The organism is Rhabdochromatium marinum, assembly GCF_016583795.1.
GTDB classification, from domain to species: Bacteria; Pseudomonadota; Gammaproteobacteria; order Chromatiales; family Chromatiaceae; genus Rhabdochromatium; species Rhabdochromatium marinum.
In genome coordinates, this window is record NZ_NRRS01000076.1 from 1 (window position 1) to 16,731 (window position 16,731).

Sequence of the window (16,731 nt, forward strand, 5' to 3'; positions counted from 1 at the left end):
GGGCGCCAAGATTGTTTTGAGCTTACGTGCATTGGTTCAGTCGACCGGACGCTGGGCGCAATTCTGGGACAAGATCGATCAGTTCGGTGCTCAGCCTTGCTAAGGACATTATTGAAAGGTAGCACCCAGCCTCGCAATCTTTGATCACCGAGTAGAGATTGCGCAGCCCGTCGCGCAACTCACGCGCCAGTTCCGGGCGGGTCAGGTTGTCGAGAATGGGTTTGTCGTATTCGTCCACCAGCACCACGGTACGCCGCCCGTTGATGCGATGCGCCTGTTCAATCAGCCACTCGAAACAGCCAATGCTGTCCGACGGATCCGGGCAGGTCAGATGCAGCGCTTCGAGATTACGTCTGAGCTGCGCTCGGATGCGTTGCTCCAACTGCTCGCATGAGCGCACCACGCCGCCGCCAAAGCTAATCCGAATCACCGGATAGCGCAGCGACCAGTCCCAGTCAGGATGAATCGCCAGCCCGCGAAACAGCGCCTCGTTGCCGGCAAACAGCTCGCCAATGGTATCGATCAACAGGGATTTGCCAAAGCGGCGCGGTCGCGAGAGGAAATAAAAGCTGCCCTCGTCGATTAACCGGGCAATGAAGCCGGTCTTATCGACATAGTAATAGCCTTCCTCGCGCATCTTGGCGAAGGTCTGTATGCCAATGGGCAGTTTGCGACGTGACATGATCGCGACCGTGCGAATGCGGTGGCTGGACGGAACTGGACGGAGGCTGTAGCTGGAAGAGATCATCCAACAACAGCAGAAGAAAGTCGATGGCCGGAACTGATAAGCGACAATGGTCAGCGCTGCCAAGCGACAAGAGGTGCGAGACTTTATGGCCAGCATCGGCTAGGATGCGGCTTAATCACCAGATGACCAAGCATCCACACCCGTGCCGCCCGAAACGCCCCCCATGCCGACTCCGGCTGTACCAGACTCACCGCCCACCAAGCGCCCCAAAGCTGACAGCAAGCACCAAGCCAAGCAGTTTCTTGATCGTCACAAGCCGCTGACCGGCAGCTACCTGCGCCTTGCGATTGCTATGCACCTGGGCAGCGGTGCGCTGCTGATCGCTCAGGCCTGGATCCTTGCCCATGTGGTCAACGCCTTTGTCTTCGAGGGCGCTGATCGCGCGACCCTGACGCCCTGGATGCTGCCGTTGCTGGGGCTCTTTGCCCTGCGCGCGCTGCTGAGTTGGGCGGGCGAGCAAACCGCCTTTCGCGCCGCCGCCGGCGTCAAGCGCCATCTGCGCGATCGCGTCTACCGTCACATCCAAGCTATTGGGCCGCAATGGATGTCGGGTCAGCGCAGCGGGGCCTTGGCCGAGGATCTGACCAAAGGGATTGAGGCGCTGGAAGCCTACTTTGCCCGCTATCTGCCGGCCATGGCCATTACCATGCTGCTGCCACTGGCGATCCTGGTGGTGGTCGCGCCCCTCGACTGGCTCTCCAGTCTGGTGATGGCGCTGACTGCACCGCTGATTCCGATCTTCATGATCCTGATCGGCACCCGGGTCGAGGCCATCAATCAGCAGCAGTGGAAATCGCTGGCACGCATGGGGGCGCATTTTCTCGATGTGATTCAGGGGCTGACCACGCTCAAGCTGTTCAATGCCAGTCGCCGCGAGGCGCGGGTGATTGCAGAAATCTCGGAGGATTACCGCCGCCGCACCATGGAGGTGCTGCGGGTGGCCTTCCTGTCCTCGGCGGTGTTGGAGTTCTTCTCCACCCTGGGCATTGCCATTATTGCGGTCTTTATCGGTTTTCGCCTCTATCAGCTCGATCTGCCGCTGCCCGAGGCCATGGCCCCGCCGGAGATCAGCTTTCTGAACGGCTTTTTCATTCTGCTGCTGGCACCGGAGTTTTTTCTGCCCTTACGCAACCTGGGCACCCACTATCACGGACGTCTGGAAGCCATTGCCGCTGCTGAGCGCCTGGCCGAAATTCTCGCCACCCCCTTGCCCGAGCGCCCGATGATCGGCGCTGCATCCGCAGCATCCTCTGGTCAATGCCTAGCCAGTGACAGCCCCCTGGCCATTCGCTTTGAGGACGTACACTTTGCCTACGAAGCCGGACGCCCGGCACTCGCCGGTGCCAACTTTGTCATGAATCCCGGCGAACGCGTCGCTCTGGTCGGCCCCAGTGGCGCCGGCAAAACCACCATCGCCAATCTGCTGCTCGGCTTTGGTCAGCCCGATGCGGGACGGATTCTGATTGATGACCTCGCGCTGGCTGACCTCGACCTGAACGACTGGCGCCGCCGGTTGGCCTGGCTACCGCAGCGTCCGCGACTGTTTCAGGGCAGTGTGCTCGATAATATTCGCCTGGGCGCGCCCGAGGCCAGCCTGGAGGACAGCATAGCCGCCGCCCGACGCGCCCAAGCGGCGGAGTTTATTGACCAACTGCCCGAGGGCTATCACACCCGGGTTGGCGAACAAGGCGTCGGCCTCTCAGGTGGTCAAATCCAGCGCATCGCATTGGCCCGCGCTTTTCTGCGCGATGCGCGTCTGGTGATTCTTGATGAGGCCACCGCTAGCCTGGATCCAGCCAATGAGGCCCTGGTGCAGGCCGGCATTGACGCGCTGGCGCGCGATCGCGGTATGCTGATCATTGCCCACCGGCTTGCCACCGTGCGCCAGGCCGATTGCATTCTGGTGCTGGTCGGCGGGCGCATCGCCGAACAGGGTACCCATGATGAACTCCTAGCCCAGTGCGGTCATTACGCGCGCATGGCTCAGGGAACGCTGGATTCGCTGCCTCATCCGTCAAACGCGTCTGGAGCCACGTCATGAAAGAACTCCTGCGCCTATGGCAGCTGTTCAAACCCTACCGCCACTGGATCGGTGCGGGGTATCTGATTGCATTCATCACCCTGCTGGCCAATGTCACGCTGCTGGCCATTTCCGGCTGGTTCATCACCGCCATGGCGGTGGCGGGTGTCGGCGGTGTGGCGATGAATTACTTCACCCCGGCCACTCTGATCCGCGCCAGCGCCGTGGCACGCACCGGCGGACGCTATCTGGAACGTCTGGTCTCCCACGAGGCCACGCTGCGCCAGCTCTCCGGACTGCGCCTGTGGTTCTACAGCCATCTCGAACCCCTGGCTCCGGCGCGCCTGCAGGAATTTCACAGCGGCGATCTGCTGAGCCGCATCCGCGCCGATATCGATGCACTGGACAATTTCTATGTGCGGGTGCTGATTCCAGTGCTGGTCGCGATCAGCGCCACCCTGGGATTTTTTGTCTTTACCGCTGTCTATGATCTGCGCCTGGCGCTCAGTCTGCTGCTACTCCTGCTGCTGGCGGGTGTGGCCCTACCCACCGCCAGCCGCCACCTGGGTCGCACCCCCGGACGCCAACTGGTCGAGACCGAAGCCCAGCTGCGCCAAACCGTCATTGATGGCACCCAGGGGCTGTCTGAATTGCTGGTATTTGGTGCCGCTGACACCCATGCCCGCCGCCTGGATGCACTGAGTGCCGAGCTGATTGACGCCCAGGATCGCATGAGCCGCCTGGCTGGCCTGGCCCAGGGCGGCGTGGGCCTGTGCGCCAATCTGGCGCTGTGGCTGGCCATCTGGCTGGGTCTGCCGCTGCTCCAGCAAGGCACCCTGGCCCCGCCCCAGTTGGCCATGCTGGCGCTGCTGGCCTTGGCCAGCTTTGAGGCTGTGGCCCCGCTGCCATTGGCCTTTCAGCAGCTGGAGAGCACCCTGACCGCCGCCCGGCGCCTATTTGAAATTGTCGACACCACCCCGGCGGCCCCTGAACCCACCGGTCCGGCGCGCCATCCCCAGCACTTTGATCTCAGCGTGCGCGAACTTCACTTTCGCTATCCGCAGGCCGAGCGCGACGCGCTGAGCGATTTCAGCTTCGAGCTTCCGGCCGGCAAGCGCCTCGCCATCGTCGGACCAACCGGTAGTGGCAAAACAACCCTATTCAGTCTGCTGCTGCGCTTCTGGCTGCCGGATAGCGGCCGCATCGAACTGGGTGGCGTCCCGCTCAATGAACTCCAGGGCGAGGAACTGCGCCGCCATCTGGCCTTGATGTCACAGCACACGCATCTGTTCAATACCAGCATTCGCGATAATCTGCGACTCGCCGCGCCCGAGGCGAGCGAAGCCACGCTGCAAGACGCCTGCCGCACCGCACAGATTCACGACTTCATCGCTGCGCTGCCCGAGGGCTATGACACCTGGGTTGGGGAAACCGGCGTGCGCCTGTCCGGTGGTCAAGCCCGACGCATCGCTATCGCCCGCGCCCTGCTGAAAGATGCCCCCATCCTGTTGCTGGATGAACCCACCGAGGGCCTCGACGGCCCCACCGAACAGGCGCTGATGCAGGCGATTGATCAGATCATGATTGGTCGCAGCACCCTGCTGATTACTCACCGACCCATTGCACTGGCGCGCATGGATGAGATCCTGGTGCTCGATCAAGGGCGGATTGCCGAGCGCGGCAGCCATCAGGAACTGCTGAATGGATCGCTCTATCCGCGCTTGCTGGGGTTTAATGCCGATACGCCGGAATAATGAGCATGTCAATGATCCTATCAGCGCATTTCTTCGTTCAACAGGCTCAGAATGCGTGCGCCTGTCGCTGAGGTATCGCGCTGGCCATTGGCGTCATGGACGGTCACCCGGGTTTCGCCCTGGGTTTCGTTCAGGCGCACCTGATATTGCTTAACGCCGAGATCCTGGTCTTTCTTCCAGAAGGCCAAGCGCGCGCCCAGGCCTTTTTTCTTATCCTGGCGCTTGTTGGGATCATCGTAGCGGACAAAGAATACCCCTTCGGCGCGATTGCGATCTTCGACTGCGAAGCCACTGCGATCCAGTGCCAGACCGATCTGACGCCAGGCCTGGCGGAAGGGTTCGGAGACGATAAGCGCGCCGCCGGCGCCCTGCTCCAGACGCGCACTGCGCGCAGGCGTGCTCGATCCCTGCTGCGCCAACATGCGGCGCGCCTGCTGATCCGAGACCCCCAGGGACAGCATCAGACGCCGCAGCATGGCCACTTCCTTGCCCGGATCACTGGGCGCCGGCTCCCATACGGTGTTGGCCTCCTCGCCCAGGGTGTTGCGCACCAGGCGCTCTTCCATGGCACGATGTGAGAGGTACACTTCGGTGGTGCCAGCACGCGGACCCGCTTCGATGCGCACCCGATACTGATCGCGGGTGGAGGTACTGTAGAGACCATCGACCACCTTGCTGAACATCTTGGTAACGATGTCCTGGCGAATCTCGGCGCGATTTTCAATCCAGTCGGTCTTCATCACCCCGATGGCCGGTTCCTGCTCGACCAGCAAAATGCCCTGCTGACGCCAGAAGGCCACCACCTGTGGCCACACCAGCTGCGGGGTTTGATCAATCAGCAGCCAGCGTTTATCTCCGGAGCGCTCTAGTTCAACACCTGCCACGCTTGGCAACACCTCGCCGCTGCCAGCCACCCGCTGGCGGCGCTCGCGCGTGCCGCTGTATTCGGAATAGGTAGTGACCCCGCTGGCCGGCGGAATATCGAGCGCATCATCGAAGCTCGCAGCCGTCAAATCCGGCGGGAGCACCAGATTTTCCGAGGCCTCGCGCTGCTTTTTATATTCCAGCGTCCGGTCCGGCAGATATTTATCCAGCTTGGGTCCGGAGCCACAGCCGGCGATCAGCGACACGGCCACCAGGCTTCCGGCCAGCCGATAGGATGAGCGCCAGCCGGTGCGCAGATCCGAGTCTAAAAGTTTGGCTTCCATTAGCTTGGCTTCAATTTCGACGCTCATGGCGATTGGCTACCCCAGATGAACGCAACAGTCGCAGAGCGCGCCGCACAGATGGCAGGCGCCCGACCGAGCAAAGGCACGAGTGTACCCCATAACCGGCGCCAGGGCACAGTCGCCCCGCTGGTGGCCGGGCAGTGCCAGGCGGCCGACCAGCCCCATCAGTCGGAAATGCAGCCGAGATCCCACAGCAGCCCGCGCAGGCGCTCATGATGTTGTGCCGAGAGCCAGGTCAGCGGCAGGCGAATCCCCGGCTGGCACAGTCCCATCTCGGTCAGCGCCCATTTGACCGGAATCGGATTGGACTCAACAAAGAGCCCCTGATGCAGCGGATCGAGCGCAGCATTCAGCTCGCGGGCGGTTCGGGCATCACCGGCGAGCGCAGCAGCGCACATCGCCTGCATGCGTGCCGGCACCACATTCGTGGTGACTGAAATGACGCCATCGCCACCGGCGAGCATGAACTCGCAGCCGGTGCCATCATCACCACTGTAGAGCAGAAAATCTGCGCCACAGAGCGCCCGCAACCGCTCGACCCGGCTGAGATCGCCGGTGGCGTCCTTCAGCCCGACAATGTTGGGAATCTCAGCCAGGCGCGCCACCGTCTCCGGCAGCAGGTCGCAGGCGGTGCGCCCCGGGACGTTATAGAGCCACTGGGGCAGATCCACGGCCTCAGCGACGGCTTTGTGGTGCTGATACAGGCCTTCCTGGGTGGGCTTGTTGTAGTAGGGCGTCACCAGCAGCGCCGCGTCCGCGCCGGCCTCCTGCGCACAGCGGGTGAGACGAATCGCCTCAGTGGTTGAGTTCGCCCCCGTGCCGGCAATCACCGGAATGCGCCCGGCGGCCAGTTCCAGTGTCTTGGCGATCACCTCGCAGTGTTCCGCCTCGTCCAGGGTGGCCGACTCTCCGGTGGTGCCCACGGACACCAGGGCAACCGTGCCGGACTCGACATGCCAGTCCACCAACTGCCGCAGGGACTGCTCATCCACGGCTCCTGATGGCGTCATGGGCGTCACCAGGGCCACAATGCTGCCGCGCATCTGCTTCATTAGAATTGCTCCATCAGCGGGACCATCGCGCGACCAGGCATGCGGCGGTGCGATGCTTGCTCCCCAGTTGTCTAAAATCGCGATGGTAGCGCCTGGTTTTGATCCCTGGCAAGAAGGCTTCGCACTGCTTGCCGGCGCATGAGCGTGTTAAACTCAGAAAACCGCTCAATTCTTACATCAAAACGTCACAGCGAAACTTCCACTACCAGCGCAAGCGTCGAGGCTATGACTACGCAGAAAACCTTTCTTGTCATCTCCGCCCTTGGCGAAGACCATCCCGGCATTGTTGATCGACTGTCGAAAGCCATTCTTGACCAGGGCTGTAGCATCGAAGACAGCCGCATGACGGTGCTGGGCGGCGACTTTGCCGCCATCCTGCTGATCGAAGGGAAATGGAACACCCTGGCCAAAGTCGAAAACGTGATTCCCGAGTTGGAGCGCCAGCTCAAGTTGACCATCACGTGCAAACGTACTGGCGAGCGCGAGCGCGGTGGTAACAATATTCCCTATGCCGTCGATGTGGTCGCCATGGACCATCCGGGCATTGTGCATAATCTGGCCGGATTCTTCTCCGATCGTGGGATCAATATCGAGGACATGGCGACCAACACCTATGCCGCTGCTCATACCGGCACCCCGATGTTCGCCGTGCACATGACCGTCGGCATCCCGGCAGACACGCACATCGCCACCCTGCGCGAGGAATTCATGGATTATTGCGACGGACTCAACCTGGATGCCGTGCTGGAACCACTAAAAGCCTAAACGCCACCTAACCCAACAGAGTGATCAGGCCATTATGATAAAACGACACAACCAGACACTCTGCATCTTTGTCCTCGACACCAATGTGCTGATGCACGACCCCACGGCGATCTTCCGCTTCCATGAGCATCATGTGTTTCTGCCCATGATGGTGCTGGAGGAGCTCGACGCCGGCAAAAAAGGCTTATCGGAAGTCGCCCGCAATGCTCGTCAGGCCAGCCGTTTTCTCGATGAATTCATCCGGGACGCGCGCCGCGAGGACATTGAGGCCGGGCTACCCATCCACACCCTCAGCGATTCTGCCCGCGCCATTGCTGCGCCCCCCGCCGGCCGGCTGTTTTTCCAGACCAAACCGCTGAGCGCGCATCTGGCCGCTCATTTTCCCGGCACCAAAGCCGACAACGACATTCTGGCCGCCGCGCTGGAGCTGCGCGAACAGCATGCAGAGATGCAGGTCGTTCTGGTCTCCAAGGACATCAACCTGCGCATCAAGGCCACCGTGCTGGGCATTGCCGCCGAGGACTATGCCAACGATCAGGTGCTCGACGATGTTGATCTGCTCTATACCGGTCGGCGCTCCCTGGCGGCGGACTTCTGGGAGCACCACGCCAAAACACTCGATTCATGGAAAGAGGAAGGCCGCACCTTCTACCGCATCACCGGACCCCATCTGAGCGAGTGGTTTCCCGGTGAGTGCCTGTCCCTGGAAGCGGATCCGCCCTTTGAGGCCATGGTGCGCGAAAAACGCAGCGAGCAGGAAGCCATCATCGAGCTGGTCGAGGACTACAGCCTGCCGCGTCATCACGTCTGGGGCATTTGCGCACGCAATCCGGAACAAAACTTCGCACTCAACATGCTGATGAACCCGGAGATCGACTTCGTCACCCTGCTCGGCAGTGCCGGCACTGGCAAGACCCTGCTGACGCTGGCCGCCGGACTGGCGCAAGTGCTCGATCGCAGCATCTACCGCGAGATCATCATGACCCGGGTCACCGTCCCGGTGGGCGAGGACATCGGCTTTCTGCCTGGCACCGAGGAAGAAAAGATGGCTCCCTGGATGGGCGCCCTGATGGACAATCTGGAAGTGCTCACCCAAACCGAGGGCGGCGAATGGGGCCGCGCCGCCACCAACGACTTGGTGCGCAATCGCATTCGCATCTCCTCGCTCAACTACATGCGCGGGCGCACCTTTCTGCACAAATACATCATCCTTGATGAGGCGCAGAATCTAACCGCCAAGCAGATGAAGACCCTGATCACCCGCGCCGGCCCCGGCACCAAGATCGTCTGTCTGGGCAATATCGCGCAAATCGATACCCCCTATCTCACTGAAACCAGCTCCGGGCTGACCTATGTGGTTGATCGCTTTAAGCACTGGAACCACAGCGGCCATATCACCCTGATGCGCGGCGAACGCTCGCGGCTGGCGGATTTTGCCTCCGAACAACTGTAACGCCCGATTCTCTGCTACACCCGAACTGCCGCTATGGACATTGAGCTGATCGAAATCCGCGATTTTCTGGCCAGTCATCCGCCGTTTGACAATCTGCCGGAGGCGACGCTGGCGACCTTGCCCAAGCGTCTGACGGTGCGCTATCTGCGCCGCGGCTCCAGCTTCCCGCCGGAAGATGAAAAAACACCAGCGCTCTATATCCTGCGCAGCGGTGCCATCGAATTGCGTGATCGCAGTGGCGACCTGATCGGCAAGCTGGCCGAAGGCGACACGGCCCCCAGCGCTTGTGATGACCGACGCATTCAGCACAGCATTCTTGGCACCGCCTCGGAAGATACCCTGGTCTATTTGCTGCCCTGCGAGCTGCTCAGCAAGCTGCGGGCGGAACATCCTGAGTTTGCCGCCCATTTCGATCAATCGGTTTCGGAACGCCTGCGCCGCGCGCTCGACAGCATCAAGGAACGCGGCCCCATCTCCGGCACCAGCTTGATGACGGTGCGGGTGCGCGATCTGATCAATGCGCATCTGGTCAGCGCGCCCCCGGAAACCAGCATTGAGCAAGCGGCGCGCATCATGAGTGAGGGCCGTTGTTCATCGCTGATTGTCATGGAGGAAGGTCAGCTGCGCGGACTGCTGACGGTGCGCGATCTGCGCGACCGCTGCCTGGCCGCCGGTCTGTCGCCGCAGCGCCCGGTCAGCGAAATCATGACCCACACCCTGCACACCACCTCGGCCGATACCCTGGGCTTTCAGGCACTGATTACCATGTCGCGGCTCAATGTGCATCATTTGCCCGTGTTGCGTGACGGCGCCGTGATCGGGGTGATTTCCACCTCCGATCTGGTGCGCTTTCAGAGTGCCAATGCAGTCTATCTGGTCGGCGACATCCACAAGGCCGAAGACCTCAAAACCCTGGTCGCCACCGCGCGCAAGATCCCGGAAGTGCAGATTCATCTGGTCGCCTCCAGCGCCACGGCCGATCAGGTGGGTCAGGCCATCACGGCGGTCACGGATGCCATCAACCTGCGTCTGCTGGAATTGGCCGAGGCCGAGCTGGGCCCCCCGCCCTTCCCTTACTGCTGGATGGTCGGTGGCTCACAGGCGCGGCGCGAGCAGTCCGCGCATTCCGATCAGGACAATGCACTCCTGCTCGCCCAGACCCCCACGCCAGAACAGGCCGCTTATTTTCAGTCGCTCGCCACCCGGGTGACCGATGGCATGAATGCCTGTGGCTTTATTCATTGCCCCGGCGATGTGATGGCCTCAAATCCGCAATGGCGCCAGCCCCTGGCCACCTGGCGCCAGTACTTCTCCGACTGGATCGAACGCCCACAGCCGCAAGCACTGCTGAATGCCAGCGTGTTTTTCGATCTGCGTGCCCTGCATGACCCGGAACACCTGTTCCCCAGCCTGCAACGCGACATCCTGCGCAAAACCAGCGAGAACCGGATTTTCATCGCCCACATGGCCGCCAATGCCATTAAGCACCGACCGCCGCTGGGATTCTTCCGCAACTTTGTGCTGGTACGCGGGGGCGAGCACGACCACAGCTTTGATCTCAAGCACCGTGGCACCGTACCCATTATCGACATGGCACGGGTGCATGCCCTGTCCGCTGGCATCCCGGATGTCAACAGTCTGGAACGCTTACAAATGGTCGCCGGCAGCGCCGCGCTCAGTCGCGATGGCGCCGCCAATCTGATCGATGCACTGGAGTTTATCGGCACCCTGCGGGTGCGGCATCAGGCCGATCAGCTGCGCGCCGATGAACCGCCCGACAACTTCCTCGCCCCGGATCGTCTCTCGGCGCTGGAGCGCGGCCATCTCAAGGACGCCTTTGCCCTGATCGCCTCACTGCAAGAGACGCTCGGGCAGCGTTATCAAGCGGGACGCTTCGCATGAAACAGGACGTTCTGCTCGAAGCCCGCCGGCGCTGGATTATCTATAACCTGCCCTTCGGGCCGCTGCGCGACTGCTATGCGCACCCACTGCCGCGCAGTGAGCGCGACTATCGCGACACCGACTATCTGGCGCTGGATTTGGAAACCACCGGACTCTATCCGGCCAAAGACCAGATTCTCAGCTTTGGCTGGGTACCGATCGACGGCAACCGCATCCGTCTGGAAGGCGCCCAGCATCGGCTGGTGCGCATTGATCAGGCCATCTCAGCCGACAGTGCCGTGATTCATCAGATCACCGACGATCAGAGCGCGCGTGGGGAACCGCTGCGCGAGGTGCTGGCTGACTGTTTGCGCGCCCTTGGCGGTCGGGTGTTGCTCGCCCATCATGCCCGCATTGAGCGCGGCTTTCTCGCCGCCGCCTGCCGGCAGCTCTTTGGCAACGAACCCCTGCTGCGCGTGGTGGATACCTTGGCCCTAGCCAGGCGCAGCCTGGAGCGCCGTCAGCAGGCCTATCGACCCGATGACGTGCGTCTGCACGCACTAGCCCGGCAATACAATCTGCCCCAGATGCCGGCGCACAATGCGCTCAGCGATGCGCTCAATACCGCTCAAGTATTCCTGGCCCAAAGCGCCTATCTCGACACCGGCAAGCCCCTGCTGTTGCACGATTTGCTGACTTGAGGACCTGAGAAGCTGCGGCCACCTAGTCTGCTGTTTCCACCTGATTGACGCGCACCAAAGCGACCGTGATGTTGTCCACTCCGCCGCGCTTGCAGGCGAGCTTGATCAGGGTTTCTGCCACCGTGTCGAGGGTTCCAGCGGCGGACAGCACATTGTGCAACTCCTCATAGGGCACCATGCCGGTGAGGCCATCAGAGCACAGCAGGTAAATATCCCCTTCGAGCAGATCCTCAGTCGCCGTGGTGGCCTTGATATGTGCAGCCGACCCCAAGGCGCGAGTCAGCACATTGTCGGTAATGCCATATTCGCGCGCGTCGGCAATGGTGGGGAAAAACCCCTGATCGACCACTTCCTGAATAAAGGAATGATCCCGGGTCAACTGGGTCAGTTCGCCGGCGCGCAGCCGGTACATGCGCGAATCCCCGACATGGCCGCACACCATCCAGCCCTGACCGAAAAAGCCCATCACCACGGTGGTGCCCATACCTGAGCATTCGGGCTTTTGCTTGGCATGCCGCAGAATAGCGCCATTGGCTTCGTCCACGGCTGCCTCGGTCAGCAGCATGGCAATACGCGGCTCCACCCGACTGGGCGTGCGCTTCATGAAACGCTCGGCGATCAGATCGACAGCCATGCGACTGGCCACTTCGCCCGCACTGGCGCCACCCACACCATCGGCCACAATGGCCAGATGATACTCAGGGTGAACGCCAACCGAGTCCTCATTCCCCTTGCGGACCATGCCACGATGCGTAAGCCAGGCAAACTCGAGTGCAGGCGTTTCCTCAGCCACAGAGCACCTCAGTCGTGTTCTCAGTTAGTTGGATGCCTGATCGGTGGCATCCTCCAGCAGAGCCGCCAGACGCTTGGGCTCGACATAACCGGGAACCATTTCGCCATTTTCCAGCACAATCGCCGGAGTACCCCGCACGCCGAGTTCCCCGCCCAACGCCATCTGCTCCTGGATCGGATTGTCGCAACTGGCCTTGGCCACCTGCTCGCCATTCTTGGCCGCCGTCATGGCTGCCTGCTGGTCGTCCGCGCACCAGACCGACACGGCTTTATCATAGGACGGACTGCCAACGCCGCTGCGCGGGAAAAACAGATAACGCACGCTGATGCCTTCGGCATTGTAATCATCGACATGATGATGCAGCTTGCGACAATATCCGCAGTCAATATCAGTAAACACCGTGATCTGATGCTTGGGATCCTTGGCGGGGAAAATAATTGTATCTTCATCCTTCACCCCGGCCATCACCCGCTGCCGCGCCTCGGCCTGCGCCGCCTCGGCAATATTCTCGCGGGTCTTGAGATCCACAATGGCCCCGTCGATCAAAAAGCGCCCATCGGCGGTGACGAACATTACCTGCGGGCCAATGTCCACCTGGTAGAGACCATCCACCACCGAAGGTTTAACCGAGGTCGGTTCATAGTCGGGTAACACCTTGGCCAGCGCCGCGCGAATGGTTGCAGCCTCGTCAGCGGCCAGGGTCGCAGCGGCGACCAGGGTCAACCCCAGGCCGGCCAGCGGGGCCATCACGGCCGCCGATAGCCAACGCGCCTTGCGGGTCTGGGTTTTCAGGGCTGTTATCATGCGGAAATCCTCAGCTTGAAATATCTAAAGTTTAATCGCGGAAATTGGTGAACTTGAGCGGTCGCTTCCAGTCGGTCTCGCGTAATACGGCCATGGCCTCTTGTAAGTCATCACGCTTCTTGCCGGTGACCCGCAGCTGATCGCCCTGGATCTGCGCCTGAACTTTCAGCTTACTGGCCTTCAGCGCCTTGACCATGCGTTTGGCGGTGTCGGAGTCAATGCCCTGCTTGATGCCCAGATGCTGCCGCGCTGCATTCAAGCTGGTCACTGGCTCTTCCACATCCAGAGCCGCAAGATCGACCGAGCGTTTGACCAGCTTCTGGCGCAGAATATCCATCATCTGCCCGAGCTGGAATTCCTGCTCGGCGTGCAAATCAATTGCGCTCTCCGAGTACTCAAAACGCGCTTCCACCCCTTTGAAGTCAAAGCGCGTGCCGATCTCGCGGTTGGCCTGATCGACAGCATTGCGGACTTCCTGCATGTCTGCTTCCGAAACCACATCAAAAGACGGCATCAATCCCCCATCCAGTCGCGTCCAGAACTATTGAAAGGCCAAAGGCTACCACAGAATGGCACAACAGCGAGAGTGTCCGCACCGTCCCGGCGCAGGCCCCCCGGATGATCAGGCACGCGGGTGATGACGCTCATGCAGCGCCTGTAAGCGGGCCTTAGCCACATGGGTGTAAATCTGGGTGGTGGACAGATCACTAGCGCATCGGCGAAGGTTTCCACCAGTGCGATCGTCGTTTCCTTCATGCGTGCCTTGCTTCCAATGCGACGCCCTCATGCCGCAGCAGCCAGGCTTTCATGTCCAGCTTCGCCCTCTGGGACAGATCACGATGAGTCGCTCCAGCAAAGCCCCCCAGCCCGGTCTTGGCTACCACCCGATGACAGGGCACCACAATTGGACAAGGATTGGCACGGCAGGCCTGACCAAGCGCACGCGCACTGGTGCTCAGCTCGGCGGCCAAGGCGCCATAGGTGCAGAGCTGACCCGGCGGAATCTGCCGCAGTCGCTGCCAGACGCGCTGCTGAAATGCCGTCCCGGTCACGGCGACCTGAAGAGCGAATACATGGCGGGCATCACGAAAATACGCCTGCAACTCCTGCTCAAGCCACGCCGGCGCCGGCATCCAGGCCGCTTCGTCAGCGCAGTCAGACTCTGGATCAACCAGCGGATCACCCGGCAACCTCAGGCTCTCCAGTACCCGTTCTCGCCAGCCCAGTTGCAATACACCCAGCGGCGAATCAAGCCTTGAGTAGCACAGCGGCTCGGAATTGCTGGATAATGACGGCTTCACAGATCATTCACCCGAGGTTCATTCAGTTTGACTTCCCCGCCCTTTTGGCAGACCACGCCCCTGCACGCTATGAGCGCCGCGCAATGGGAATCCCTGTGCGATGGCTGCGCCAAATGCTGCCTGAACAAATTTGAGGATGAAGACACCGGGGAGATTCACTACAGCAATGTCGCCTGCTTTCTGCTCGATCATCACACCGGTCGCTGTCAGGATTACCCCAACCGCTCCACCCGGGTTCCAGACTGCGTGACACTTGGGCTCGACACCTTGGAGAACCCCTACTGGCTCCCTCAAACCTGCGCCTACCGACGCCTAGCTGAGGGTCAGCCATTGCCGGACTGGCATCCATTGATCACCGGCACGAGCGCATCGGTTGCACAAAACGGCCATTCAGTCCTGGGGCGCATTATCAGCGAAACCGATGCTGATGATCCGCTCATGCATCTGATCGACTGGGTGCGCTAAAACACCACATTCTTCGTGCCAAGCATGACCACACCCACCATCATACTCGCGTCCAGTTCACAATACCGCCGCGCCCTGCTCGACCGCCTGGGACTTAACTACCGCGCTCTAGCCCCGGACGTGGATGAATCCGCGCAACCAGGCGAAGCCCCGGCTGCTCTGACCGAACGGCTGGCGCAGGCCAAGGCGCAGGCCATGGCCGAACAGTATCCCGACAGCCTGATCATTGGCTCCGATCAGGTGGTCAGCCTTGACGGACACATGCTGGGCAAACCAGGTGGTCATCAGGCCGCCATCGCCCAGCTGGAGCGTCTCAGCGGGCGCCAAGCCTGCTTCCTGACCGGGCTCTGTCTGCTGAATACCGCAACCGGCCAGATGCAGAGCCATTGCGACGCCTTTTGGGTCTGGTTTCGCCAGCTGTCGGCCGCCAAAATTGCCACCTATGTCGAACGCGAACGCCCCTACGACTGCGCCGGCGCCTTCAAATCCGAAGGCCTGGGTATCGCACTCTTCACCCGTCTGCAGGGCGAGGATCCCAATAGCCTGATCGGACTCCCACTGATTCGACTGATTACCATGCTGGAGCAAGAAGGCGTCGATGTGCTGATGGACTGAGCAACTGCTCCGAATTTCATACTCGAAAGTGCTCATTCGGCCATTCGCCCTCCGTTGATAGCACCCGATTTTGTCCGGGCGAGCAACTGGAGTCCTGGTTGAGCAGTCCCAACCGGAGGCGCTCAGTCCGTGCTTGCAAGATCGCTTTCACGGCTCGATACGGCGTGAACCGCTCGATGTCCGGGTCGGACAACCGTGCCAGCACGTTTTGCGCAGCGTTCTGATCCGCCTGCAACACAACCCCGTCGAAACAGTGAAACCGATCCCCTTGGCGGCGGCCCAGCAGGCCTCCGTTGCGGGAATCCATTTGCGATGTGTAGGCCGGATTGACCAGAACGACCGTCGAACCTCGACGGCTTGAAACACTGTCAAGTGCTTCGGCAATGACGCCTGTCGTCCAGCTTGCCAGCCGACGATTGACGTGCTTGCCGAAGGACTTGCCCGCCATCGGGGCGGTTAAATCTTCCGCCGCGATCACAGCGGCTTTGTCGACGACCTTGTGAACCGACTGGAACACCAGGTCGCGGATGCGGGCATGGGTGTTGTCTATCTGTCGATTCAGTGTCTTGCGCCCGAGATTGAACTGGCGAATGTGCTCACGCTTGCGCGGGTTACGGCTGTTCTTGGCCAGTGCGTGCAGCTTGGAACGGTGCTGATACTTGGCTTTGAGCGTGTCGGATTGCTTGGTCAGCACCGCTCCCAGCTCGGGGCCGTGGTGTTCGCCGTCGGAATCAACCAGGGCCTCGGAGTAGCCTTTGTCGATGCCCAAGGTGCGCGTGCCGCAATCCTGGGTGATCTCGACCGCAATGGTGGTGTGGACCTCGATGCGATCATCATCTTTCAGGATGATCCGCAGCGTGCCGGTGGGCGCGACGGTGGTATCGAGCGGGATGGCGATGCGAGTGCCTTTGATGAGGCCGGGAATCTTGATCCAGGTGCGCCCGCCGCACTGGAAGGTGGTGTAGTTGTCTGAGCGGACGATGATTTGGTTGTGGGTGTGGTTGTGCCCGCGCGCCCAGTCCCGACGCATGATCCGGCACAGGTAGGGATCGCTTGTCCATTCGTTGCGCTTGAGCGCGGTGAACAGGCGTTTTTGCTCAGCCTGATCCTGGGTGTGACGCCAGATGCAGCGGCGCGCCTTGACCTTGGC

At 61.3% G+C, this 16,731-nt stretch carries 15 protein-coding genes and 1 pseudogene; 8 read left to right on the forward strand and 8 right to left on the reverse strand.

All coding sequences use genetic code 11. From position 1 onward, the window contains the following. Positions 1 to 127: 127 nt before the first annotated feature. Positions 128 to 682: pseudogene (locus CKO36_RS15805) on the reverse strand (AAA family ATPase); the annotation flags it as partial. 229 nt (positions 683 to 911) lie between these two features. Between CKO36_RS15805 and cydD the strand changes: the two are divergent. Both cydD and cydC read left to right on the forward strand, forming a co-directional pair. After that, positions 912 to 2,789: a thiol reductant ABC exporter subunit CydD gene (gene cydD / locus CKO36_RS15810; protein WP_200285526.1), complete on the forward strand. Its 1,878-nt coding sequence runs from the start codon at positions 912 to 914 to the stop codon at positions 2,787 to 2,789. Further along, positions 2,786 to 4,522 (forward strand): thiol reductant ABC exporter subunit CydC, encoded by a 1,737-nt coding sequence (gene cydC / locus CKO36_RS15815; RefSeq protein WP_200285529.1) that lies wholly within the window; start codon positions 2,786 to 2,788, stop codon positions 4,520 to 4,522. The genes cydD and cydC overlap by 4 nt, the downstream gene beginning before the upstream one ends. Positions 4,523 to 4,542: 20 nt before the next feature. Here the strand turns inward: cydC and bamC are convergent, their stop codons facing one another. Together bamC and dapA are read right to left on the reverse strand one after the other, a co-directional pair. Further along, positions 4,543 to 5,757 (reverse strand): outer membrane protein assembly factor BamC, encoded by a 1,215-nt coding sequence (bamC, locus tag CKO36_RS15820; protein ID WP_200285531.1) that lies wholly within the window; start codon positions 5,755 to 5,757, stop codon positions 4,543 to 4,545. Positions 5,758 to 5,915: 158 nt separating this feature from the next. Further along, positions 5,916 to 6,803: a 4-hydroxy-tetrahydrodipicolinate synthase gene (dapA, locus tag CKO36_RS15825; protein ID WP_200285533.1), complete on the reverse strand. Its 888-nt coding sequence runs from the start codon at positions 6,801 to 6,803 to the stop codon at positions 5,916 to 5,918. A gap of 225 nt (positions 6,804 to 7,028) precedes the next feature. Here dapA and CKO36_RS15830 point away from each other — a divergent pair, with 225 nt between their 5' ends. The 4 genes from CKO36_RS15830 to CKO36_RS15845 are packed head-to-tail and all read left to right on the forward strand — an operon-like array spanning position 7,029 to position 11,603. Continuing rightward, positions 7,029 to 7,568 (forward strand): glycine cleavage system transcriptional repressor, encoded by a 540-nt coding sequence (locus CKO36_RS15830; protein WP_200285535.1) that lies wholly within the window; start codon positions 7,029 to 7,031, stop codon positions 7,566 to 7,568. Between the two features lie 34 nt (positions 7,569 to 7,602). After that, a complete protein-coding gene (locus CKO36_RS15835) occupies positions 7,603 to 9,021 on the forward strand; it encodes a PhoH family protein (RefSeq protein WP_200285536.1) in 1,419 nt (472 codons plus the stop codon). 33 nt (positions 9,022 to 9,054) lie between these two features. Beyond that, positions 9,055 to 10,923, forward strand: a complete 1,869-nt coding sequence (locus CKO36_RS15840) for a DUF294 nucleotidyltransferase-like domain-containing protein (protein WP_200285538.1) — start codon at positions 9,055 to 9,057, stop codon at positions 10,921 to 10,923. Beyond that, positions 10,920 to 11,603 carry an exonuclease domain-containing protein gene (locus CKO36_RS15845; protein ID WP_200285540.1) on the forward strand — a complete coding sequence of 228 codons (684 nt, stop codon included), beginning with the start codon at positions 10,920 to 10,922 and terminating at the stop codon, positions 11,601 to 11,603. The genes CKO36_RS15840 and CKO36_RS15845 overlap by 4 nt, the downstream gene beginning before the upstream one ends. A 22-nt stretch (positions 11,604 to 11,625) precedes the next feature. Here CKO36_RS15845 and CKO36_RS15850 read toward each other — a convergent pair whose 3' ends face one another. The 4 genes from CKO36_RS15850 to CKO36_RS15865 form a co-directional block, all read right to left on the reverse strand. Continuing rightward, positions 11,626 to 12,396 carry a PP2C family protein-serine/threonine phosphatase gene (locus CKO36_RS15850; RefSeq protein WP_338053502.1) on the reverse strand — a complete coding sequence of 257 codons (771 nt, stop codon included), beginning with the start codon at positions 12,394 to 12,396 and terminating at the stop codon, positions 11,626 to 11,628. A 24-nt stretch (positions 12,397 to 12,420) separates the two neighbouring features. Further along, positions 12,421 to 13,200: a DsbC family protein gene (locus tag CKO36_RS15855; protein WP_200285542.1), complete on the reverse strand. Its 780-nt coding sequence runs from the start codon at positions 13,198 to 13,200 to the stop codon at positions 12,421 to 12,423. Positions 13,201 to 13,231: 31 nt separating this feature from the next. Further along, a complete protein-coding gene (locus CKO36_RS15860; RefSeq protein WP_200285544.1) occupies positions 13,232 to 13,714 on the reverse strand; it encodes a YajQ family cyclic di-GMP-binding protein in 483 nt (160 codons plus the stop codon). Positions 13,715 to 13,952: 238 nt separating this feature from the next. Then, positions 13,953 to 14,501, reverse strand: a complete 549-nt coding sequence (locus CKO36_RS15865; protein ID WP_338053503.1) for a methylated-DNA--[protein]-cysteine S-methyltransferase — start codon at positions 14,499 to 14,501, stop codon at positions 13,953 to 13,955. A gap of 27 nt (positions 14,502 to 14,528) precedes the next feature. Here CKO36_RS15865 and CKO36_RS15870 point away from each other — a divergent pair, with 27 nt between their 5' ends. Then, the gene (locus CKO36_RS15870) at positions 14,529 to 14,966 is read left to right on the forward strand and encodes a YcgN family cysteine cluster protein (RefSeq protein ID WP_275957861.1); all 438 of its coding nucleotides are present in this window, start codon (positions 14,529 to 14,531) and stop codon (positions 14,964 to 14,966) included. 24 nt (positions 14,967 to 14,990) lie between these two features. Then, complete coding sequence (locus CKO36_RS15875; protein ID WP_200285546.1) at positions 14,991 to 15,581, forward strand: Maf family protein; 591 nt, start codon at positions 14,991 to 14,993, stop codon at positions 15,579 to 15,581. A gap of 16 nt (positions 15,582 to 15,597) precedes the next feature. On the opposite strand, the gene CKO36_RS15880 is transcribed toward CKO36_RS15875, so the two are convergent. Next, positions 15,598 to 16,731: zinc ribbon domain-containing protein (locus CKO36_RS15880; RefSeq protein WP_200285548.1), on the reverse strand; the 1,134-nt coding region annotated here is incomplete at its 5' end.